We start from the raw sequence: 19,861 nt of genomic DNA on the forward strand, positions 1-19,861 counted from the left end.
ACGTGGGGTTATTGTGAGTCGGCCTTCGGCATAAACTGGCTCTGATTAAGCCTGCCCAGCTGGTTGAGCATCTGGTCGGTACTGAACCCGTTCATGCCGCCCTGCGGGACTGACGGCGGCGGAACCGGACTGCGTTCATCGCTCTCCGCTTTGCTTCTGTCATTCTCGTGCGCAAGCTCTTCAATGGTTTTCAGCTGAAAACCGTCCTGAAAGACAACAGTCACTTCGTTACCCGCCCCAATAGGAATGACGGGGTGGTACTGCTCTGCGCGTTTGATGTAGTAGTCGCTGAGGGTCTGGGCGGCTTTGGAGGCACCTCCACCAATCCCCATCTTCATCACGTCACCCGCGCCGAGGGATGCCGTGGCGCCGAGTCCGACCGAAGGCTGGGACGCGGTCTGCACGCCCTGACCGATGCCGTCAACAAAACCCGCGCCCCAGGCCCAGCCGAGGATTTTGCCGTTTCGCATCACCACTTCACCCTTGATGCCGTTTTTACCCCGGAAGCTCACGTGCCCGGCAATGGGCTGGTCGATGGTGACGCCGTGCTTCAGGCAGCTGATGTTGCGGGTGCGTACAATGGCGCGTTCGCTGGACACGTCGCCCCAGGCTTCAAGCCCGATAAAGCAGCCGGTCAGGTCGTAGCTTTTGCTGTTGGGCATTTCCACCCTGCCCGTAATGCGCAGCTGCATCGGCACCGTGGACTCGTTACCGGTTACGGAGGCGTTGGCGTCAGCCCCCTCAATCAGCATCGATTTGGCGAAGCTGCCCGACGGGATGTACGGCAGGGACGGACCTTTGCTCTCGTCGCTGCGGGCAAAAGACTGACGGCGCAGCTGGTTGGGTACGGGGATGGGCTGGTACTGAACCTGCGCCGGCGGCGTGACGCCGTTACCCGGATAGAACGCGGTCGGCGGCGGGACGGCCCCCGTCTGCGGCGGGAAACCGGTTGGCTGCGGCTCACCTTCAGGCCCCGGCGCAGGCGCTGGCGGCTGCGGGGCCGGCTCACCCGATGCGGTGACGGGTTTCACCCCCAGCGCGCTGACCTGAGCGGAAAGCGCCGCGTTATCCTGGCTGAGTTTATCAATCTGGTGCTGGTAGCCTGCCTGCCCCTTGCTGAGCAGCTCAAGCTCGCGGCGCATTTCGGCATACTGCTTCTGCATTTCGGAGGCGGTAGCCTGCATCTCGGTCGTGGCATGCTGCTGCACCTTCTGGTCAAAGGTGCTGTCCACCACGCCGGTCATATCGGGCGCAGGCTCGCCGGCGGCTGCCGCATCGCTGCTGCCCTCGTAGCGTGCGTCCGCCAGATACCAGCCGCCGCCGCCCACCACGCCAACGGTCGCCAGCACAATACCCAGCCAGATAAACTGCTTGCGCTTCACCACTGAATTAATGCTGGCCATCAGCCGCCCCTCCGCTGCTGATAATGAAGACCTGCTGGGCGCCGCCCGCCATCAGCTGACGCGAGGCTTCACCGAACAGCACCCCGCGAATGCCGCTCTGCCAGAAGTCGCTTTCCGTGATGTTGCGGGCCATCCCGGTATTGTTGGTGACGCGAAAGCGCACCACCTTAAGGTGATTGCCCACCCAGACGCGCTCCGGGACTGCGGATAGTCCGGCGGGCGCGGCGAGGGCTTCATGCGTGACGGGAATGGCCTGCCAGCCAGACGGAAGCTGCCCGCCCAGCAGATGCTGGCTCAGGGAAACCAGCGTGGCCTCGTAGGGGGAAGACTCTTCCCAGGTGCGCGCCGCTTCGCCCGTACCGGACAGCTCGCTGACCAGCCGGATGGTTCGCCCCGCGCCCGCACGCGGCACGGCCTGAACCGAGAAGTTGAGGCCGCGTTCGGTTTCCAGAATGAACGTGAAGGGCTTTTTGTTGAGGGTGCTGACAATCACACCGCCGCTGGCCGTCTGTTCCTGACGCGTCAGCTCACCGTCGAGGCTGGTCAGGGCCGTCACGCGGTCACCTGCGACCGTAAAAAGGTTCGGGTCGGTGTTGCTGACCGCGATGCTGACCTGTCCGCCGTTCGTCAGCGGGACAATCGTGGCAGAAAGCGCAGCGGGTGCGGCGACCGTCTGACCGGACGCGAGCATCAGCAACGCCAGCAGCGCACGGAGACTATTTTTGTTCATCGGTGATTTCTCCGAAGTGACTGAGCCAGCTGATGCCGTCCTCGCGCTCGAACTTGAGAACGTACTGTTTCAGCTCGGGATACGGTTTCGAGTCGCCTATCCAGGTCTTCAGCTGGCCGCGTACGTCCACGCGGCTGCTTGCCGGGTAAACCTTCACGCTGGTCATATAGAAAGACGAGTTAACGTTGTTGTCCTTAATGCGCTTCGCATCCTCAGCAAGCCGGATTTTCAGCTCGTTCTGCGCTGCGGGTTTGACATAGGCCAGCAGCTGCTCATGAGAGGCATCAACGGTCTCCGGGGTGACATTCAGGCGAAGGGCGATAAGCGACAGGGCCATCTGCTGCAGGTAGGAGGCATCTGCCTGGTTCTGCGACACGGCAAACGGCGCGTTGAAAAGCATTGGCGTGACGATAGACTTCTGCTCGTTCTGAAGGCGGTAGTTGTTGACGGCCTGAATAACATTGGTGGTGATACTTCCCAGAATAACCACCCCCATGGCAATAAAGCCGATGGCAATAACCCGCTGTGTACTTAATCGTGCTCCGTGTTCCATATGATTATTCCTGTCTATTTAATCCACTGGCGGTAGCATGAGTCGGGTACATCATGAAAAATCCCCCTCAGCAGTGAGGTCGGCATATACCAGTAGACCAGGTCCCGCAGCCACGAACTGCCCCGCCCTTTCTTGAGCTTTTTTATTCCGAGATAGGCCAGTACGGCAGCGATAATTCCGGGGATATAATGCTGGGTCCAGAATCCCCACCCCAGGCAGACAATGGCCGGAATAAGCTCATCCACAGGAAGGCCAAACCAGCGGCTCTGATTTGTCAGGGTTTCGGGAAAGCGATATTTTTTGAGAGATTCATCTGCCATATATGTTCCGTCTCCGGTACAGCTGGCAGTATGGAAATACCTGCCAGCCGGATTACAGGCAAAGCCCTCCCGTGAATGCTCGTGAAGGGCATTCAGAATTAAACCGGAATTTAATAGTCGGAAGTGGCTCTGAACGGCTGTCGCTGGATATCAGTATCCTGCGACAGACATACCTACCGTGACGAATACGGACAGGATCGCAAAGCCCGCCAGGAACTTGAGGTTCTTGGTCGTCATATACATCACGGCGCCCACCAGAACTTCGGCAAGAATAACCCACTTAACCACGCTGGAATCTTTACCAAATGTTCCTTTAACGGTTGCATCGCCGCTGGACATCAGATCTTTACCCGCAGTCGAGGCAAGAACCGTTTCAGGGAAAAACGCAGCAAGGGCTGCGACAGGCAGGGCAAACTTCAGCGCTTTGAGTAACGCGACTTTGCTGAATTTTTTCTTTGCAGGGGTCGCGGGTACAGCGTTAATAACAGACACATCAGTCATATTCATTAATCCTTTAATTACACCGGATAGATTTGTTGAAATAAAAATCCTAAAAACTAGTTTTGTGACTTGGGTTCAAGATTGTTTGGGATCACCTCCGCCATTTCAGAGTTATAGAAATCAGGGAATTTTTCCAGGTGGTCACGTAACCGAATCAGCGCTTCAGCTGATTTAGAACGACCACTTCTGTCCTTCGCCTTCAAAATAAGAAGATCGGTTTGTGGGTCAAGGTAGATCGACATAGTTACCGTTGGGCCACGAAGCCTGTGACGTCTAATCATGTTTTCCCTCTCAACATATTCCTGCGTCAGGATAGTGACACGTGAAATACAATTTATTCAATACCGAGTTTTCTACACTATTTTATTAACAAAGATTTAACATTAAGTACCTTGAGTACTACTGACGTCATTCTTATATAAACACCATTCTTCAGACAAAAGAATCTGAAGTCATCATAATCAGGGAAATGCTTTCTAATTTCTTTTTTAACACTAGCAAGCCTATTAGTAATCGCAGATTCAGAAACTCCAAGGCACCTCGACATAGTATGAAGCTGAAACCCGAGAACAGAAAAACATAAAGTAATCATTTTTTTCGTTGTCATTTCAGAAAGAAAAATGTCCACATCAAAGCTGTCATTCAGTACCTTAGTGTTTACCTTGAATAATGCCTGGTAATCTGGAAAATAATTTATAAGCCATATAGCATAAAGGTCCCCATCAATTAAACGTATTTCGACTCTCAATTGATAAAACTCACCGTTAAAGTTAAATGTACGACATAGTGCTGTTTCAGGCCCCATAACAAATGCCTCTAATTCAATAGATGATAGTTCGAGTTCAACCTCGTCAGAATCGAAGCTTATACCTGAAAATGATTTCGAAAGTGGATGAAAGAGATCGGAAAAAGCATCATTTTTATAAATTACTTTTCTGGATTGATCGCGAATACAAAAAGGTAGTGATGAGGAATTATAAAGGCCATCAAAATGACTTAGAACATCATCTAATGATTGACTTGATTGGGAGAGATCTCTAGGATCGCGCAGGTGCATTGAAGCCTCCTTGAAAGGTTTCTGTGTATAGTCGGTACATCGGGTCACTACCCCGGTGTACCGGCGAATCGACAAACAGGTTGTCGACAATCAAATTTTAGTTAGGTCTGTACAAAATATAACAATTCCAGCAGCCATTGTCACCCAAAAATGGCAGATCTAAATCCTATTTATCAAACATTTTCAGCTAATTATCTTGAGACTCTTCCTCCTGTGGGAAGAATTTTTCAACAATCTGTTGCACATCTTCACGTATACACGTAACCATATCCCTGAAATCAAATTTTCCATTTCCTGCGAGATGTGGACTCAGCGACTCCATCGCCAGTAGCTTGCTGACAATAAATTGAGTTTTCATTACATTTTCAAAGATAGTTTTATTATAGAGCGCCTGATTAAAGGAAGACTCTTTTCTTTCCATTTGCGCTTCATAGACCCGAAGACCAAGTTCGACCAGCATTGATGCAATGCTCGAAAAACTTACATCTTTATCTCTCGCTCCTTCAGCGCGACGTTTTTCAGCGATTACTCTTATTTTCTCTGACACTTCATCGCTTACATAGACCTGAACTCTGGCCATAATTTTCTCCTTATTTATATTTCCAAAACTTCTATACATCAGAATATTTTGAAAAGCTAAAAATGCACGACTCGGCACAGACTCTCTGCCAGAAAAAAGACGACTTGCATGCCGACACACACTTCTAAAATTCACGACTCGAATATAGACTCGCCGTAGTCATAACTCAATGGATTTATTAAAAATAGTCACAATTGACTCTGAGTAGAGTTTTTACCGAGTCGAATAGAACTCACTACCGAGTCGTTTACACACATTAAAATAAATTATTTCACATTACTATTTCTCTAACTGCATGATTTAAAGAGCCAATCAGCAAAATTTTAATTTTGCGTGGGGTGTGGTGCTTTTGGTGGTGAGGAGTGCATATTAGTTGAGTCTGGGCATGGGATGGGTTAACGTATTTCCGGCATGGTGCCCGGAGGGAAGAAATGAAACGGATTGCTCTTACGTTTTTAATGTTGGCTTTTTCTGGAATGTTGAACGCTGCTGATTGTTTTGATCTGGCAGGAAGGGATTATCATATAGATCCGGATCTGCTTCGGGCAATCTCCTGGAATGAATCGAACTTCCGCACAGACGTTAAAGGCTACAATCCTGTTTCGGGCTTTGGCTCCGGACTTATGCAGGTGGACTACCAGCACTTTAACGAACTGGCTCGTTATGGAATAAAACCGGAGCACCTTATTTCCGATCCGTGTATGAATATCTACACCGGGGCTTACTATCTTGCAATTGCATTCAAAAAGTGGGGAGTCAGCTGGCAGGCCGTGGGGGCGTATAATGCAGGTTTCCGGAAAACAGAAGAACAGGCGCAGAGAAGATATGTCTATGCCAGAAAAATCGAGGCAACATATCGGGCGATAAAGGAAAATAAAAATGCAGAGCAGTACCTCCCGAAACAATAAAAAAGACCTCAACACGAGGTCTTTTTTATTCATGCGGTCTTTAACTCATCAATCAATAGCCCGATAAATTAAATCTGCTTCAGGGTATTTTATGATACTGATGTAGTCTTTCAGTGCATCCTGACGAGCGACGAGGTGTTTACAGACTTTCGAATATTCAGGCCCCATATCTGCAACCTGCCAGGACAACCAGTTCATGATCATCAGGGTCGCAATAATTCCGGCAGCATCGGCACTGACCTCTGCTTCAAAGTAATTACCGGGAATAACCATGTTATAGCGCTGTTCTCCTTCCGGTGCGATATATCCTGTTTGCGCGGTTGTGAATCTGACACAGTTCGGAGCCACGTTTCCTCCGGTGCCCTGCGGAATAATCCAGTAACGCCAGAAACCACCATCATAATCTGAATGCTGACGTAACCAGCTGGCAATCATGTTATCAGCAGAAGGCGTAAAAAAGAGCGCAGGAATAAAATCCAGACGTTCATCACCATCTGTAACAGAGTAGCGCTGGCGTTTATCGACTTTAAATTGTTCGGCTGATTCACGAGTGGCGGTTTTGACGTTTAATGTGTGCATTCTGGTTTTCTCCTCATTGGGTTATTACATCGTTCGACTTCATCACTGAGCGGCGAGGGGCAATGAGCAGCTGACAGTAAGGAAATAAAGGGGCGCGCAGCGTTTATATACCCCTTTATTTCCTTACTGGCTGATGCTAAAAGCAGCCCTCCGCGAACTGATGAAATCGGGCGATAGTCACACAAGGAGAATGCACACATCCCGTAACGGAAAATCGGCGTAAGACGAATTACCGTTACGGGCTTCAGAGTGGAGGTAATTTATTACCGCCACGGTGAAAGCGGCGCATCCATTCTGGATGCAGCAAGCGTGAATTTGAATTTGCGTCAGGATGGACGCCCGAAGGGCGGAGACGGTTTACCGGCTCCGTTCACGACAGCCGTGTCCCTTCAGGGACGACGCCCGGAAAAGAAAGGATAATATCCATATCCGCAGCAGAATAATAAAGACCATCGCCAGCAGGAGAATGAGGAATATTAACCACCTGACCAAAAGACAGGAACTTCAGACTACCACGCGCCGGAATAATGCAGGCAGCGCGTCAGCGCAGCCTGCTTATTCTGCGCCGCAGGCGCGCGGCCTTTGATGCCACGAAAGGCAGGACACTCCCCTGCCCTTCTGGATAGCTATGCAGCGTCATTTATACAGCGCAAAACTTCGCGCATGGCACTGACACGGCACTGATCGTCCAGGCGCTTCTCAAAGTTGTTGATGTAGTACACCGGAGTATACCGAACCCTGTTAAGCTGCATCGTCAGCGTATTTCCCGTGACCACCTCGGCAGGAATACCCAGAAGGGAAAGCTGAATAAACGCCATATCGGCCGCGACAGGATCGATATCGATGCAGCTACCGAACATATGCTCAGACGGGTTATAGCCCGCCTCCAGCAGATATTCTGCATACGCCACAATCATTCCCGCCGCACCGCTTGCCGGATCGCTGACGGTCACGAATCCCTCACGACGTATCGTTTCGTCGACGTCCGGCATCAGCAGCCTCGCCAGCAGTGACTGGACGTGATACGGCGTGAAATACTGTCCGTTGCGGTCGTCGCCAAGCTCAAGCTCCATGAAGATCGCGCCGAGGAAGTCGTGGAATTTGGCCTCCAGTGCGCAGACCATCAGGCAGAAGAGCGTATGCAGGTTGCTGATATCGCTCTCGCTGTACTTCGCGCAGATTTTGCGGCTCTGCTCAATATTCTCCGGCGTTCTTATCCGCGCCATATCCAGCTCGCTGGCGGCCAGCGCGATAAAGTCGCTGAACACCTCCCAGCGGCGCAGGCTGCGGGCGGTATCCCTGAACACGCTGATAAACTGGCGGCGGGCCTGGTCGATTGTCATCATCCGGTGCGGTATCGGCTGTGCATTCACGGTGGGCAATACGGGTTTTGCGGGTGTTAAGGGTGCGGCTTCTCTCGCCTGATCAAAGAAACTGGCAAAACTGAGTTGAGACATATTTCCTCCTTAAATGCCGCCCCCTGCGGGGCGGCACCTCCGTCAGTTAAATGCGCGCTTCAGTTCGAGCGTGCGTAACACCTGTCCCCACTCGCTTCCGCGCATGGCAGGAATGCGAACGGAGCGCCCCTTTCTGCGGCACTTTGCGATATGTCTCCCCAGCGCCCGCATTTCGGTGCTGATGTCGTCACGGTCGATATCACTGTGTTTAATACGCACCTGCTTTTTAGGCGGCTGATTATCCGCCTCGCAGATCTGGACATACAGGGCGGTCGGTGTAACAATCGACGCTCTACTGAAATGATTCATAGATGTTTCCTTTTAGTTGAGGCCGGATTCATCGTTCCTAGGCGAATAAATCCGGCGTGATATGGCAGACGAAAGTCTGCCTGTTTCATTTCTGGCGCTGCATTTCCTCCTTAACGCGCGCCAGGATCTCCGCGTGGTCAAGGTTGCTGTAGTCGCGCATCCGGTAATAACGGATACCGATCCGCGCGTAGATTTCGGTCACGTTTCCGCAGACCATTTCCGCCAGCATGAAGGTTTCACACTCGCCGTTCTCACTGCTGCGCCAGTTCATCGGGTACATCAGCCCCAGCGCATCATGGAAGGCGTGAACGTCGATTTCGGCGGGTACTTTCACCGCCGCCTTTTCCCGGCTCAGCCAGTACGCCCGCTCTGCCTCTGCGGTGGCCTGAATTCCCAACAGGGCGGAGGATTCGGTCAGATGTAAGTGCATGGTTTATCTCCTTCTGGTTAATGGCGTTGATATTTCGCCGTGGTGGTTATTCGTCGAACGTGATGCCGGAAAAATGCGCCATCAGGTGCAGCATGTCGGCAATCTCGTCAACTTTCTGCTGAATGGCAGGTGTTGCCTTACCGATGTGCATCGCCGTTGCTTTCAGCTCGTCCATACCGATGCTTGCCGCTTCACCCAGCGCCGTTTTTTCCGTATTGCTCTGATACTTCAGCAGGGCTTTGCTGACCTTGTTTTGCAGGCTCTCAAGCTCGCTGAGCGCGCTTTTCTCCCATGCGTCGACGCTGAATGTGCTGTTCGCATTACCGTTGCTGATGCTCATGATGTTTCTCCGTTGTGACTAGCGGCATCCCCTGCCGCCGTGTTTAGTCAGGCCATTGCACTCACTCTGCGAGCATGGCGTATTCAAAGTTCATGCAGTTTTTCAGGCTCTGTTTCGCATACGCCCACGCCGCCAGCCCCGTTTCACCGTATAACCGGACGGCATGAGCTTTAGCCTGTAACCACGGCTGCACGACATGGAACGACAGCAGCGGCTTATCACGCATCCAGTCGAGCACGCCCTCGTCCCAGACGTTTTTGCTCATGGCGCAAAGGATGTTGCAGACTTCTTCCGCCTCGTCGGCCTCTGACAGTTGCAGGTTCCAGACCTGACACAGCTCCAGCAGGTATGACTTTTGCTCTGCGATAACACAGGCCAGACGGACTTTCGGGTCTGTACCCCATCTTCCGGTAGATTCTTGAGCGGCGGTTTTGACGTTGACGTTTTGTGTGTGCATCCTGGTTTTCTCCTGTGGTGATGGTTGTCCATCTCCCTGGTGAGTTCTCTCGCGGCAAGGGCAAAGGAGCAACGGCGGGGCGGCAGGAGAAGGGCGGAGACGATAGTTTTTGCGGCACGCAAAAAGTTTTGGCGGAGTGCATTTCACCCTTCGGATGACGAACTGACGGTGCTACAAGCAGCCCTCCGCGTGAGGACGCACGGGGGATGGCCTCACCGGGGGAACAGGATGCACACACCCGACACGTCGGAACGGCGTGGCGCCATTAAAGCGACGGCATCAGCCGGCGCGGTGAAGGCGTTCCGGACGGCACGGCCGGAGAAGCCGCATCCCTTGACCTTCGCCATCAGACCCTAGCGTCAGCCCGAAACCCTAAGGGGTTCGGCGGAGCCCGGCGGGTGCGCAGCGGCCGCCCAGGCGGAGTGGGGCTCGACGACCGGACAGCAGCGCTGGCCGGGAGCCGAAGGGGGCCATCGCCCTGCCCGCTTTTTGGGTTATGGCCATAACGGAGCAGCAGCTGAGGAAGTTAACCAGCAGGACGCCGGATATGGCGCCCGGGATGAAGAACACAGGGAAAACGAAGCTGAAGCCAGGAATGAGCAGGTAACTCACGGCGCTCTGACTTCAGCAAAATCAGGCAGGAAAGGCTGGAGTGTGGACAAGGCGGAGGGAGCAGAGGGGCAGCGCCGGAGGCGCGTCCCCCTTCCCCCGTTCCCCGGAGGGGAACAGCCCTTCCCGGAAGTTCAGGCGTGCGGTCGCGCCAGGAAGGAAAAAGGGGCTACCATCTAACCGGTAACCCCTTCATAAAGGCGCTTCAGGCATGTCAGAGCAACTCAGCACCTGAAAAGGCGGGGGGTTCCCCCGCCTCCAGGTAGCTTACTTACCGGATTCGTAGGCCATAAAAGCCGCCACCTCCCTGTTCGTGTCCCTGTACCGGATTTCGCAGAGCGATTTTCGGGTCAGGTAAGTGAATATCAGCAGTGTGAGACACACTATCAACACGCACCAGAGCAGGGTACTTCGTGGCAGTTTCATAGCTGACTTCTCCTTGCCTTTCGGCAGGTAAGCGGCTAATCTGATGTTGTTCAGGCATACAGACTAAGCCTCGTGGTTAATGAGAATTAACTTCGGGGCTTTCTGCTTTCTGCCGCACAACAAGGAAACAAACCACCTTCACGTCATGAGGCAAAAAGCCTCAAGCGCCACGTCGATTATACCGGGCAGATGCTCTTTCTGACCAGGAATATCATTGGGCTATAAGCCACCCAACGGCACGAATAAGCAGGCAGAACATGTAAAAAATGACCGTCGCAGTAAACATCCCGATGACTATCGCCTGAGACACTTCCGGAGCACCAGACCACATACCGTCACTCCTGAACACCAGGAATGAAAATAACGCACCGAGTCCGGCAAGAGACAAAAACTGGAAAATAAATGCCCGCTTCCTGGTCATAACAACACTGATGATGAGATATCCATATCCTGCGCTAATCACAGCTATTAAAACAAACATTCGCAAAAAATGAGTAAAGGCATACTGAGCTTCTGTCATAAATGGTTTCCATTCCGGGTAAGTTGCACTGATACATTCACAGACTTTAATCCGCGTATTATATAACCGATTTACGCTGGTGATATTCCACGAAAGTACTCAGGCCGTGCCGCCAGTTCCCGCTCAATGAGTTCATCAGCAAACAGCGGCGCAGTTCTGTTAACACGACGTTCCAGATTCCGCCAACGGGCAGCTGCTTTTCGTTCATCACTCCAGCGTCTTATCTTCCTTTCATCCAGAAAATCTACGCACACTGCATATCCGGCTCCGGCCACCCACAGTGACATCACGGACTCAGGTGCGGGCTTCCCTGCCTCCACCACTTCTGACGCCAGCTCTGGTTCACCGGGACAGGGACCGGGACGCTTCCAGCGCAGTGAGTAACGCCACTTCATACCTGACTCCGCGCGGTCAGCTTGTTCGGAACCAACCAGCGCTCCAGCTGCCTGGCAGACTCAGTGCTTTCCCGCGCCAGCGCATCCGTTTCAGCCATCACCGTCCAGAAAGGCTGGTTCTCCGTCATCCAGCGTTCCATTAACGCCAGTGACGGGAAACGCTCGCTCCAGCGCCAGAACATCTCCTCCAGGTCGTACTGGCGCAACTCAGTCCCCGACCAGCGTGCGCTCCAGCTGCTGACTGTTTCCGGGGTATGGAATGCCAGCTCAATTTCTGCCTGGCCCGCCAGCGCCTGGTACGCCCGCTCACGCTGACACTGTTCTTTGTGACGCTGGCGGGTGTATTTTTCATCCCGCAGGGCGTCCTGACAACGAACGCGCTCGGTCTGCTGAAAGGCAACCTCCGGAAAGAGGCGCTGACCGGCACCGACGGGAAGCGGCAGCCAGCAACACGTCCCGCGACTTTCAATCAGGGCATCGATGGCACTGAGCCAGCTGTCCCTGCTGCCCCGCAGCTCCCGCGCCGTCAGCACCGGCGCAAAATAATTAATTTCCCTGACAGTGATGCGCGTGCTGCCCGTGAGCCGGCGAAAAAAGGCGCTGGCATACGGGTACGCCGCTGACACCGCGCTGCGCGACCGCCTGCGCTCAACCTCAGCGATGGCTTCCATCGCGGCGCGTCGCTCAGGGCTGAAGGGAACCAGAGAGAGATGTGAAGGGATCATGCCGCGCCCTCCGCTGCCAGAATGCTGATGATGCTGGCCTGACTGTAGCCGTCCGCATCGAGACGCGCCGTCAGGCTGACGGTGTGGCTGACAAGCTCCGGCTGGTAGCCGCTCAGGGTACCAATGACGGAGAACGGGCGACCGCTGGCGGGAACGAACACCACCATCCAGACGGGACTGATACCACCGGGACTGCATACGGCAAGATGATACTGCCCGTGGGAAGGGGTGAAGCGGATTTGCACCGGAAAGAAGCCTCCGAACTCGCTGCGGTATTCGCCGTTCATGCCCCAGTTTTCAGGGCAGGACAGGTCACGCATGACGGCGTGGGTCAGTTCACGGCGGTAGTCCTCACCGCTGTCGCGCCAGTCCTCAAACTCATCACAGGACATCGTTTTCAGTACATCGGGGGTCAGAATAGTGCGCATGGGTATCTCCTTATCGCCGCCCCGCAGGGCGGCGCTCCGTTATCAGGCGGCGTGTGCCGTGTTGGTGGTGTCGTTGTCAGGGCTGTCGGTATCTGAAACAGCGTCGTCAGCACCGGACTCACCCGCGGGATCTGGTCCTTTCAGCCATGCCGGAACCCAGCGGGTGTGCTGCATAAAGTGCTCCGCATGCCCTGCTGCATCGCCCTTTTTCATCTTCTCAGCATCCCCCGCCGCACCCGTCAGCCCCGCCTCTTTCAGGGAGGCGACAATCTGCGGATGTTTCAGGCTGCCGAAGTAGTTGTCCTTCGTCGGCTGCCACCAGTCGCGCAGGTGGAACCCGATTGCCGCCTCGACCGTATCGAGGGTACTGCGCGAGGTGTTCCCCATATCGCGGGTCTGTACCCCGTCAACGGAACAGGCCGTGCAGAACGCCATCAGCGACATCAGTACCTCCCCGCTCAGGGCGAAGAAGGTGGTGAAGTCCTTCTCCCACCCTTCCGGCAGCAGGGCTTTCAGACGTGCTTTCTCTGTCATCAGGAGGTCAAACGCTGCGCCGCTCTTACCGGACGGGGCATTCTCCGTCAGGCTGCCGTGAGACACGGTCAGGCTGATGCGAAACGGGTGCGTCGTCGTCAGGCAGCCAGAAAACACGCAGGTACACATGCGCCAGACCATCAGCGCTACCGCCTTTTCGGGCTGCTGCATCAGCGACGCCTGTACTGCCAGCGTACGCTCGGAGGTCATTTTCGTGAGCAGCGGGACGCTGATCCCCTCTGCGGCATCTGTCTGACGCGAGGTGAACGGCACCGTTACGCTGCCGGATTCGGTCTCTTCCGGCATATCCGCTTTCAGGCGCACACCGCGCTGCACGTACACCTGCCCTTCGTACAGGCTGACCATCACCCCCGCGCCTGACTTCATGTCGTCAGTCCACGCGCTGACTTCTGCCGCCTCCTGAATGCCGAGGATGTCCGCTTCGATCGCATCCGACTCGTCGCAAACGCTGTCATATGCGTCGTACTGCTCCCGCAGCGCATCAAGACGCTGCTGCTGTTCAGGGGTGTACACCGGATCGGGTTCAACAGGCTGAACGAACTCCTTACCGTCTTCGCCGTGGTACCAGATGCGGGCTGCGCGTCCGCGACTCCATGCCCAGCCCTCACGCTGCTGAATGTCCAGAGCGATACGCTCCAGCTTCTCCTGCACCAGACGCTCAACCAGCACGCTGTCTGCCGTGCCGTCGCCCTCGTCCTGGCTGAACAGATCTTCACGAACGTAACCCCCTGCCGCCTCATACGCTTCGCGCCCGATAAACCGGAATCTGGTGCTGTCGGTGCGCATCTCGGTTTCAGTAATGGCGCGTTTAATCAGGTGTGCGGGCGCGTTTGACCAGCTGGCCTTCACGCTGTCGAATACCTCAACCTGACGGGCAGGATCGTCCTCGAGACAGAGCGCCTGACACTGCTCAACGGTCAGTTCGTCCTGCGCGAGCTTCTCCATCAGGGACGGCGCGAGATTTGCCAGCTTCAGCATGCGCTGGACGTGGCGGGAGCCGAAGCCGAGCGCATCGCCAATCTGTGCGGGGCTTTTACCCTGCTCTGCTAAGGTGCGGAAACCTGCGATTTGCTCGGCAGGATGCATGGCGGCACGCTGCTCGTTCTCCGCGACGGAGGCAATGGCAGCAATGTCGTCTGAGACGCGCTTCACGGCAACGGTGTAACCGGACGGGAGACGGTTTTCTTCTGCCAGAAGCTGCATGGCGGTGAGTCGGCGGCCACCTGCGGCCACACCGTAGCTGCCGTCGGCCAGCGCATGCACAATCAGGTTCTGAAGGAGGCCGAGCGCCCCGATGGAGTCAGCCAGACCGCGAACGCTGTCCACGGAATACGGGATAGTGCGCACGTTCAGCGGGGATTTAACGAGATCGGACAGCGGAACATACTCAATGACGGCGGCCTCAAGGGCGGCTTTCAGGGCTTCTTCCTGCGCCTTCGTGATTTTTTTGCTGCTCGCTTTTTTGGGTGCTTTTGCTTTAACATCGGTTACTGACATAGTTAATACCTCACAGATTGATGATTGTCCGGCCCTGCGGAGTTAGCGCTCCGGCAGGGCACCTCTTACTGCTTACTTCGTTTTACGGATACCGTAACGTTCGATGTAACGGTTAAGCCATTTCCCGGCATCCGCTTCAAAATTCCACGCGCGCCAGACCATCTCCCCATCCTTACGGACAACGAGGCGAAAGTGCGTTCCCTGGTCATCCTCAATCGCGACATTCTCAAACTCCGCCGCCACGCCTTCGGCCTGTTCGCGGGTGAAAGTGTCATCCGGTAACGGTCCGGCGTTATAAATAGTCATGCACTCTCCTTCTGCCCTGCCAGCGACAGGGCGTATTCATCAGGTTTCAGAACGGGGCATCATCATCCATCGGCGGATAATCGTCCGGTAACGGCTGCGGAGCCTCCTGAGACGGTGCGGCGCTCTGACGGCCTTTTCTGGCGCCCTTCACTTTCGGGGATTTATCAACAGTGCCAGCAGGTTGTGCCGGAGCGGCAGAATTCTGTGGTTGTGCGGGCTGCTGCGGTGCGGCACTCTGTGACTGACCGCCGTCACGACGCCCGCCGAGCATCTGCATGGTGCCGTTCTGCCCGACCACGATTTCGGTGACGTAACGGGTCACGTCATTGTCGTCCTGCCAGTTACGGGTACGCAGCTGGCCTTCGACATACACCTGAGCACCCTTGCGCAGGTACTCCCCCGCCACTTCCGCGAGCTTGCCGAACAGCACGACACGGTGCCATTCGGTATTTTCACGCATCTCTCCGGTCTGCTTATCGCGCCAGGACTCCGAGGTGGCGAGGCTGAAGTTAGCTACCGCGCCGCCGTTGGGCATGTAACGGACTTCCGGGTCCTGCCCCAGATTGCCCACGATGATGACTTTGTTGATGCCACGTACTGTCATGATGAATCTCCTTAATCAGTTGTTTTGCCCTTAAAACCATCACCCGTTGAGTTGCCGGGGCCGCGGTTTTGACGTTTTGCGGGGACCTGCTGAACGCGCCCCCTGGTTGTTACCTTCACCCGTTTGAGAGCCGTTCGCCGCAAGGGCGTAAACCAGCGCGGGCGATGGCGGATGTCCAGGGCGCGGTTTACCGCGTGCCATTTACCCTGGACAGCTGACAGCGGCTGTGCTTGTCTCAGCCCCAGCGAAAGGAATCAAAAGGGTGAAAAAACCAGGCAAGGAATGAGCAGGAACCCGCCGCAACGACGGAACGCGCGGGCGCGAAACGGCGTTGCGCCTTACAGCCCGGCGTCAGTATGCCGGGGTGCAGAAAGCGCAGGATACGGCGCGTGAAGGGCGGCGTGACCGGAACGGTCGCAGCAAGCCTGCCGTTGACGTTGCGACAGAGGGATGAAAACCCGCTGCCCCGGAGGGGCCGGGCAGAGACAGCTATGCTGGCTCTGTGCGGAGCATGACAGCCCCGGTTCCCGCAAGGGAAGTCGCCCGCAGTCATATCGCTCAGGAAGAAAATCCGACAGGAAATCGATATCAACCAGTACGCCACCGGTATGGCCACTATTGCCAGCGGCAACGCATGTATTAGCACCGGAACAGAAATAACGGCGACCAGCTGCAGCACACCGGTATTCATACCCTGACACCACAGGAGCATCCGGCACTGGCGGAGATGCGCGGCGCCGCAGGCGCGGCGAACTTCGCCGGCAGGCAGCGCCTGCCAGGGTTTTGCGCGCGGGCTGACAGGCGGCTAAACCGCCTGCCGGGGATAATAATCAGTTGCTGAAGACATAACCGTCATGGAACACATAGCCGCTGCTGAACAGGTCACGCGCATAAGCTTCAAAATCGAAATAGCTGTGCAGCGGCTCCGGCACCTCATTTAACATGCCGTTGTCCTCCACCATCTCCTGTGCGTAGTCTTCCTCGCTTTCCGCCTCCCCGCAGTACGCATCATCAAACGCGTCATAGTCACATTCGCCGGTATACTCCGCCCAGGCGATAAACGCGGCCTCCCTGCCCTCTTCTTCAGCCTGTTTGTACGCGGCGATAAAATCCCAGTCGATGGAGCATTCCGAGACGAACTGCGACGGAATGCCTTCCCAGTCCTGGAACATAAACTCGGCGTCCCATTCATCGGCGTGCAGCGCCTGGCAGGACTCGTAAAAACCCTCCTGGCAGTCAAACTCCGTCAGGTCAAACCATTTACCGAAAATGCTGCCGCAGTTGTATTTGTGATACGTGCCAACGTAGACAGCAGGCGTGGTGGTTGTAGTGCTCATAAAAATTCCTCCTAGGTCGATGTGGTCTGAGTTCCGGCTTACGCCGTGCCGACACGACAGCCCGACAGGGAGCGAAAAATGCAGGGGCGATGCATGAAGCCGCAGCGCCGGTAAACAGCGGAGAGGGTCTGGACGGTTAGCGAGCGAATATTGAGCGAGATAACGACGGGAAGAACCGCGACAGGCATTTAAACAAACGGCGACCGGGTGAATGCATCGACGTCAGTGAACCCTTGCATTTGCAGCGTTCGGGCTAAAGTAGAGGCACGGCGTAAGCCGCAGGCCGCACGTACGTCACTCACCGCGCGGCCGTAACGCAGTGGAGGTCGCGCCGGAACAGAGGAGCTGGCGACATCCTTTTGATTTTCAGGACCGGCAGGGCCAGGATTGCTACCGGCCCTGTGGCTGCATCAGATCCGTTCCATCAGCATTCTGACATCGTGCAGTGCCTGTTTGAGGGATTCAGGCGTGGGTCGGCCCGCCTCCCATGCCTGCCCGACGAGATTTTCCAGGTCGCTTTCCTGTCGCCGCAGTACGCGCATGAGTAGCGCCGCGGGAACAATTACCTCGCGTGCCACGGCCTCACGGTGCCGTACCAGAAGGTCGCATACGCCCGAATTTGTAACGCCTTCCCTGCGATATACAGCCATATCCGTATTACCGGTTGTTTCCATCAGTCCCTGAATCTCGGCAGGTTCCGGCTTTACATCAAGTTCACCGCAGGCGACGTAAAAAGCTTCTTCGGTCCATACCAGCAGTACCAGCGGCTCGTCGGGGGTGAACATGTTTTCGAGCCGGGTGCTGAGTTCTTCGCGTGTTCCGTACATTTTGATTCTCCAGAGTCGTTTTCTGACGGGCGTTTCCGCCCGCCCGTGTCAGTCTTTAAAGCTGGCGTCCAGCTCCAGCGCCTGCCGGTGTGCTTCAGGATAAAGTGTGTTGATGCGGCAAATTGTCTGGCGGGCCAGGCGCTCCGTCAGGTTCTCCGCGTCGTAGCGGTAGCGGGATTCAAGCGCATTGAGCGTGGCGCGCAGATCGCACATGCTGTTTGCAAGGGCGGCAACGTCGGCACGCAGCGCTTCGTTTCCGGCGTAATTCGTCATGCAGCCTCCGGAAGCCAGTCACCGTTGGCAGCGGGCAGGCACATTGAACGCCGGACAGCGGCCAGCCGCTGAACGCCAGCCCGGTGATACTGTTCGAGCAGCTCAATACCGATGTACCGCCGCCCGGCCTGTAGTGCAGCCACGCAGGTGGAGCCACTGCCAGCAAAGGGGTCGAGCACAATCGCGCCGGGATGCGTGAAGGACTCAATCAGCGGTTGCAGGCTGGTTACGGGTTTTTCGGTCGGGTGGTGCCGGTTGCCGCTGTATTTCCAGCCCAGCACGTCCGGCAGCGGGTTTTGTGGCAGACGTGGGCGGCCTTTTGCCAGCAGGTAGGCACACTCATGGCGGTAGCCCACATAGGCGGACTTCGATGTGTAGGTTTTGGTAAAAACCAGGTGGCCGACAACGCTGAATCCGGCCTGTTTCCAGGCGGCCATAAAGCGATCGACGCGGTTCCAGCCGTAGAAACTCACCATCAGTGCGTCTTTTTTCAGTACGCGGTACATCTCATGGCAGGCGGGTTGCAGCCATTCATCGGTTTTATCGCCGGCGATGGTACGCCCCTGACGGTCACGAAAACCTACCAGATATGGTGGGTCGGTCAGGATAAAATCGACAGCGTTATCCGGAAAGCCGGACATGATATGGACGCAGTTACCCAGGATGAAACGGGACATAATCATTCTCCTTTCTCAAATGCGGCGCCAGTTACGCCGTGCCGATACGACAGCCGGGTTAAAAGCGGAGAATGCAGGGGCGGTGCCGCAAGCCGCAGCGCAGTGAAAAAGCAGACGCTGGCTGGACGGTTTGACGGCGAAAATTGAGACGGAAAACGACGGGAAGACAGCGGATAATGCCTCTGAAATTAACTGCGACCGGGTGAGGACACCGACAGAGTGAACCCTTGCATTCGCAGCGTCCCGGCTACAGTAGCGGCACGGCGGCCACACGATGGCAGGAACCTGAAATACGGCCTATGTTCAGAACTGAGGTGAACCCTGATTAGAGATCCACAGCGGAGAAACACAATGTGCGGTCGGTTTACGCAGTACAACTCACGCGAGGAGTACCTGGCCTTTCTCGGAGAAGAAGCTGAACGGGATATTCCGTATGATCCGGAGCCCGTCGGCCGCTACAACGTCGCGCCCGGAACCCGGGTATTGCTGCTGAGTGAACGCCGCTCGCAGCTGCATCTTGATCCTGTTCACTGGGGTTATGCCCCGGAGTGGTGGAACAAGCCCGCTCTCATCAACGCCAGAAGTGAAACTGCGGCCAGCAGCCGGATGTTCAGGCCACTCTGGGAGCACGGACGGGCCATTGTCTTTGCCGACGGCTGGTTCGAGTGGAAACAGCAAAACGGCGTGAAACAGCCGTTTTTCATTTACCGTAAGGACGGAAATCCACTCCTGCTCGCAGCCATCGGGAAACAACCATTTGTAAACGGCAATGACCAGGAAGGATTCCTGATCGTCACGGCAGCTGCGGATGAGGGACTGCTGGACATTCACGATCGGCGACCGCTCGTGTACTCACCGGCTGCCGCACGTAAATGGCTCAGCGAAAAGACAACCGGTAAAGAGGCGGAAGACATTGCCCGTGAGGGCAGTCTTTCCGCCGGAGATTTCACATGGCACCCCGTCAGCCGGGCAGTTGGCAATCCCGGTAACCAGGGCCGGAAACTTATTGAGCCACTGACCTAGCAGACGCTGAGATACGCGGCATCCACTCACAGGGT

At 55.5% G+C, this 19,861-nt stretch carries 30 protein-coding genes and 1 pseudogene; 3 read left to right on the plus strand and 28 right to left on the minus strand.

The window, feature by feature from the left end; genetic code table 11:
• Positions 1–8: 8 nt before the first annotated feature.
• From traB to traM, 8 genes are all read right to left on the minus strand, one after another.
• Positions 9–1,403 carry an F-type conjugal transfer pilus assembly protein TraB gene (gene traB, locus AC2FAP_RS21835; protein ID WP_172687001.1) on the minus strand — a complete coding sequence of 465 codons (1,395 nt, stop codon included), beginning with the start codon at positions 1,401–1,403 and terminating at the stop codon, positions 9–11.
• On the minus strand, positions 1,390–2,133 hold the full coding sequence (gene traK / locus AC2FAP_RS21840) for a type-F conjugative transfer system secretin TraK (protein WP_172687000.1): 744 nt from the start codon (positions 2,131–2,133) through the stop codon (positions 1,390–1,392). Before traK ends, traB begins: the two co-directional genes overlap by 14 nt.
• The gene (gene traE / locus AC2FAP_RS21845; protein ID WP_025759824.1) at positions 2,120–2,686 is read right to left on the minus strand and encodes a type IV conjugative transfer system protein TraE; all 567 of its coding nucleotides are present in this window, start codon (positions 2,684–2,686) and stop codon (positions 2,120–2,122) included. Before traE ends, traK begins: the two co-directional genes overlap by 14 nt.
• A gap of 14 nt (positions 2,687–2,700) precedes the next feature.
• Positions 2,701–3,006, minus strand: coding sequence for a type IV conjugative transfer system protein TraL (gene traL, locus AC2FAP_RS21850; protein WP_008324160.1), 306 nt, complete (start codon positions 3,004–3,006; stop codon positions 2,701–2,703).
• Positions 3,007–3,156: 150 nt separating this feature from the next.
• Positions 3,157–3,507, minus strand: a complete 351-nt coding sequence (gene traA, locus AC2FAP_RS21855; protein WP_058610053.1) for a type IV conjugative transfer system pilin TraA — start codon at positions 3,505–3,507, stop codon at positions 3,157–3,159.
• 56 nt (positions 3,508–3,563) lie between these two features.
• Entirely contained in the window at positions 3,564–3,788 is a 225-nt protein-coding gene (locus AC2FAP_RS21860; RefSeq protein ID WP_008324165.1) for a TraY domain-containing protein, read from the minus strand.
• A gap of 77 nt (positions 3,789–3,865) precedes the next feature.
• Complete coding sequence (locus tag AC2FAP_RS21865; protein ID WP_172687055.1) at positions 3,866–4,564, minus strand: PAS fold family protein; 699 nt, start codon at positions 4,562–4,564, stop codon at positions 3,866–3,868.
• A gap of 187 nt (positions 4,565–4,751) precedes the next feature.
• On the minus strand, positions 4,752–5,144 hold the full coding sequence (gene traM, locus AC2FAP_RS21870) for a conjugal transfer relaxosome DNA-binding protein TraM (protein ID WP_172686999.1): 393 nt from the start codon (positions 5,142–5,144) through the stop codon (positions 4,752–4,754).
• Positions 5,145–5,575: 431 nt separating this feature from the next.
• On the opposite strand from traM, the gene AC2FAP_RS21875 reads away from it, so the two are divergent.
• Positions 5,576–6,052: a transglycosylase SLT domain-containing protein gene (locus AC2FAP_RS21875; protein ID WP_172686998.1), complete on the plus strand. Its 477-nt coding sequence runs from the start codon at positions 5,576–5,578 to the stop codon at positions 6,050–6,052.
• Between the two features lie 48 nt (positions 6,053–6,100).
• On the opposite strand, the gene AC2FAP_RS21880 is transcribed toward AC2FAP_RS21875, so the two are convergent.
• Positions 6,101–6,631, minus strand: coding sequence for an antirestriction protein (locus tag AC2FAP_RS21880; protein WP_172686997.1), 531 nt, complete (start codon positions 6,629–6,631; stop codon positions 6,101–6,103).
• A 249-nt stretch (positions 6,632–6,880) separates the two neighbouring features.
• On the opposite strand from AC2FAP_RS21880, the gene AC2FAP_RS21885 reads away from it, so the two are divergent.
• Positions 6,881–7,051: a hypothetical protein gene (locus tag AC2FAP_RS21885; RefSeq protein ID WP_165586833.1), complete on the plus strand. Its 171-nt coding sequence runs from the start codon at positions 6,881–6,883 to the stop codon at positions 7,049–7,051.
• A 206-nt stretch (positions 7,052–7,257) separates the two neighbouring features.
• On the opposite strand, the gene AC2FAP_RS21890 is transcribed toward AC2FAP_RS21885, so the two are convergent.
• The 19 genes and pseudogenes from AC2FAP_RS21890 to AC2FAP_RS21980 all read right to left on the minus strand — a co-directional run bounded on the left by AC2FAP_RS21890 (position 7,258) and on the right by AC2FAP_RS21980 (position 18,803).
• A complete protein-coding gene (locus tag AC2FAP_RS21890) occupies positions 7,258–8,088 on the minus strand; it encodes an N-6 DNA methylase (protein WP_172686996.1) in 831 nt (276 codons plus the stop codon).
• A gap of 42 nt (positions 8,089–8,130) precedes the next feature.
• On the minus strand, positions 8,131–8,397 hold the full coding sequence (locus tag AC2FAP_RS21895) for a hypothetical protein (protein ID WP_172686995.1): 267 nt from the start codon (positions 8,395–8,397) through the stop codon (positions 8,131–8,133).
• A gap of 85 nt (positions 8,398–8,482) precedes the next feature.
• Positions 8,483–8,827 (minus strand): hypothetical protein, encoded by a 345-nt coding sequence (locus tag AC2FAP_RS21900; RefSeq protein WP_172686994.1) that lies wholly within the window; start codon positions 8,825–8,827, stop codon positions 8,483–8,485.
• A gap of 46 nt (positions 8,828–8,873) precedes the next feature.
• A complete protein-coding gene (locus AC2FAP_RS21905) occupies positions 8,874–9,167 on the minus strand; it encodes a hypothetical protein (RefSeq protein WP_172686993.1) in 294 nt (97 codons plus the stop codon).
• Positions 9,168–9,228: 61 nt separating this feature from the next.
• Complete coding sequence (locus tag AC2FAP_RS21910; protein ID WP_172686992.1) at positions 9,229–9,624, minus strand: ammonia monooxygenase; 396 nt, start codon at positions 9,622–9,624, stop codon at positions 9,229–9,231.
• 876 nt (positions 9,625–10,500) lie between these two features.
• Positions 10,501–10,626: a type I toxin-antitoxin system Hok family toxin gene (locus AC2FAP_RS21915; RefSeq protein WP_223540704.1), complete on the minus strand. Its 126-nt coding sequence runs from the start codon at positions 10,624–10,626 to the stop codon at positions 10,501–10,503.
• Positions 10,568–10,717 (minus strand): annotated as a pseudogene (locus AC2FAP_RS21920) (DUF5431 family protein); the annotation flags it as partial. The pseudogene AC2FAP_RS21920 and the gene AC2FAP_RS21915, both read right to left, overlap by 59 nt.
• Positions 10,718–10,870: 153 nt before the next feature.
• A complete protein-coding gene (locus AC2FAP_RS21925; protein ID WP_172686926.1) occupies positions 10,871–11,179 on the minus strand; it encodes a hypothetical protein in 309 nt (102 codons plus the stop codon).
• Between the two features lie 71 nt (positions 11,180–11,250).
• A complete protein-coding gene (locus AC2FAP_RS21930; protein WP_172686991.1) occupies positions 11,251–11,574 on the minus strand; it encodes a theronine dehydrogenase in 324 nt (107 codons plus the stop codon).
• Positions 11,571–12,299, minus strand: coding sequence for a plasmid SOS inhibition protein A (locus tag AC2FAP_RS21935; RefSeq protein ID WP_281230196.1), 729 nt, complete (start codon positions 12,297–12,299; stop codon positions 11,571–11,573). Before AC2FAP_RS21935 ends, AC2FAP_RS21930 begins: the two co-directional genes overlap by 4 nt.
• Positions 12,296–12,727 (minus strand): conjugation system SOS inhibitor PsiB, encoded by a 432-nt coding sequence (gene psiB, locus AC2FAP_RS21940; protein WP_172686990.1) that lies wholly within the window; start codon positions 12,725–12,727, stop codon positions 12,296–12,298. The genes AC2FAP_RS21935 and psiB overlap by 4 nt, the downstream gene beginning before the upstream one ends.
• A 42-nt stretch (positions 12,728–12,769) precedes the next feature.
• Positions 12,770–14,779, minus strand: coding sequence for a ParB/RepB/Spo0J family partition protein (locus AC2FAP_RS21945; RefSeq protein WP_172686989.1), 2,010 nt, complete (start codon positions 14,777–14,779; stop codon positions 12,770–12,772).
• A 72-nt stretch (positions 14,780–14,851) separates the two neighbouring features.
• Positions 14,852–15,085, minus strand: coding sequence for a DUF905 domain-containing protein (locus AC2FAP_RS21950; protein ID WP_172686988.1), 234 nt, complete (start codon positions 15,083–15,085; stop codon positions 14,852–14,854).
• A 46-nt stretch (positions 15,086–15,131) separates the two neighbouring features.
• On the minus strand, positions 15,132–15,689 hold the full coding sequence (ssb, locus tag AC2FAP_RS21955; RefSeq protein WP_172686987.1) for a single-stranded DNA-binding protein: 558 nt from the start codon (positions 15,687–15,689) through the stop codon (positions 15,132–15,134).
• Positions 15,690–15,924: 235 nt separating this feature from the next.
• Positions 15,925–16,380: a hypothetical protein gene (locus AC2FAP_RS21960; protein WP_172686986.1), complete on the minus strand. Its 456-nt coding sequence runs from the start codon at positions 16,378–16,380 to the stop codon at positions 15,925–15,927.
• A gap of 139 nt (positions 16,381–16,519) precedes the next feature.
• The gene (locus AC2FAP_RS21965) at positions 16,520–17,026 is read right to left on the minus strand and encodes an antirestriction protein ArdA (RefSeq protein ID WP_172686985.1); all 507 of its coding nucleotides are present in this window, start codon (positions 17,024–17,026) and stop codon (positions 16,520–16,522) included.
• A 410-nt stretch (positions 17,027–17,436) separates the two neighbouring features.
• On the minus strand, positions 17,437–17,853 hold the full coding sequence (locus tag AC2FAP_RS21970) for a DUF1380 family protein (protein ID WP_172686984.1): 417 nt from the start codon (positions 17,851–17,853) through the stop codon (positions 17,437–17,439).
• A gap of 48 nt (positions 17,854–17,901) precedes the next feature.
• Complete coding sequence (locus AC2FAP_RS21975; protein WP_172686983.1) at positions 17,902–18,126, minus strand: hypothetical protein; 225 nt, start codon at positions 18,124–18,126, stop codon at positions 17,902–17,904.
• Complete coding sequence (locus AC2FAP_RS21980; protein WP_172686982.1) at positions 18,123–18,803, minus strand: DNA methylase; 681 nt, start codon at positions 18,801–18,803, stop codon at positions 18,123–18,125. The genes AC2FAP_RS21975 and AC2FAP_RS21980 overlap by 4 nt, the downstream gene beginning before the upstream one ends.
• A 351-nt stretch (positions 18,804–19,154) precedes the next feature.
• Between AC2FAP_RS21980 and AC2FAP_RS21985 the strand changes: the two genes are divergently transcribed.
• Positions 19,155–19,826: an SOS response-associated peptidase family protein gene (locus tag AC2FAP_RS21985; RefSeq protein ID WP_172686981.1), complete on the plus strand. Its 672-nt coding sequence runs from the start codon at positions 19,155–19,157 to the stop codon at positions 19,824–19,826.
• The last annotated feature ends 35 nt before the right edge of the window (positions 19,827–19,861 follow it).

It is taken from the genome of Enterobacter cloacae complex sp. 394I7 (assembly GCF_057320345.1).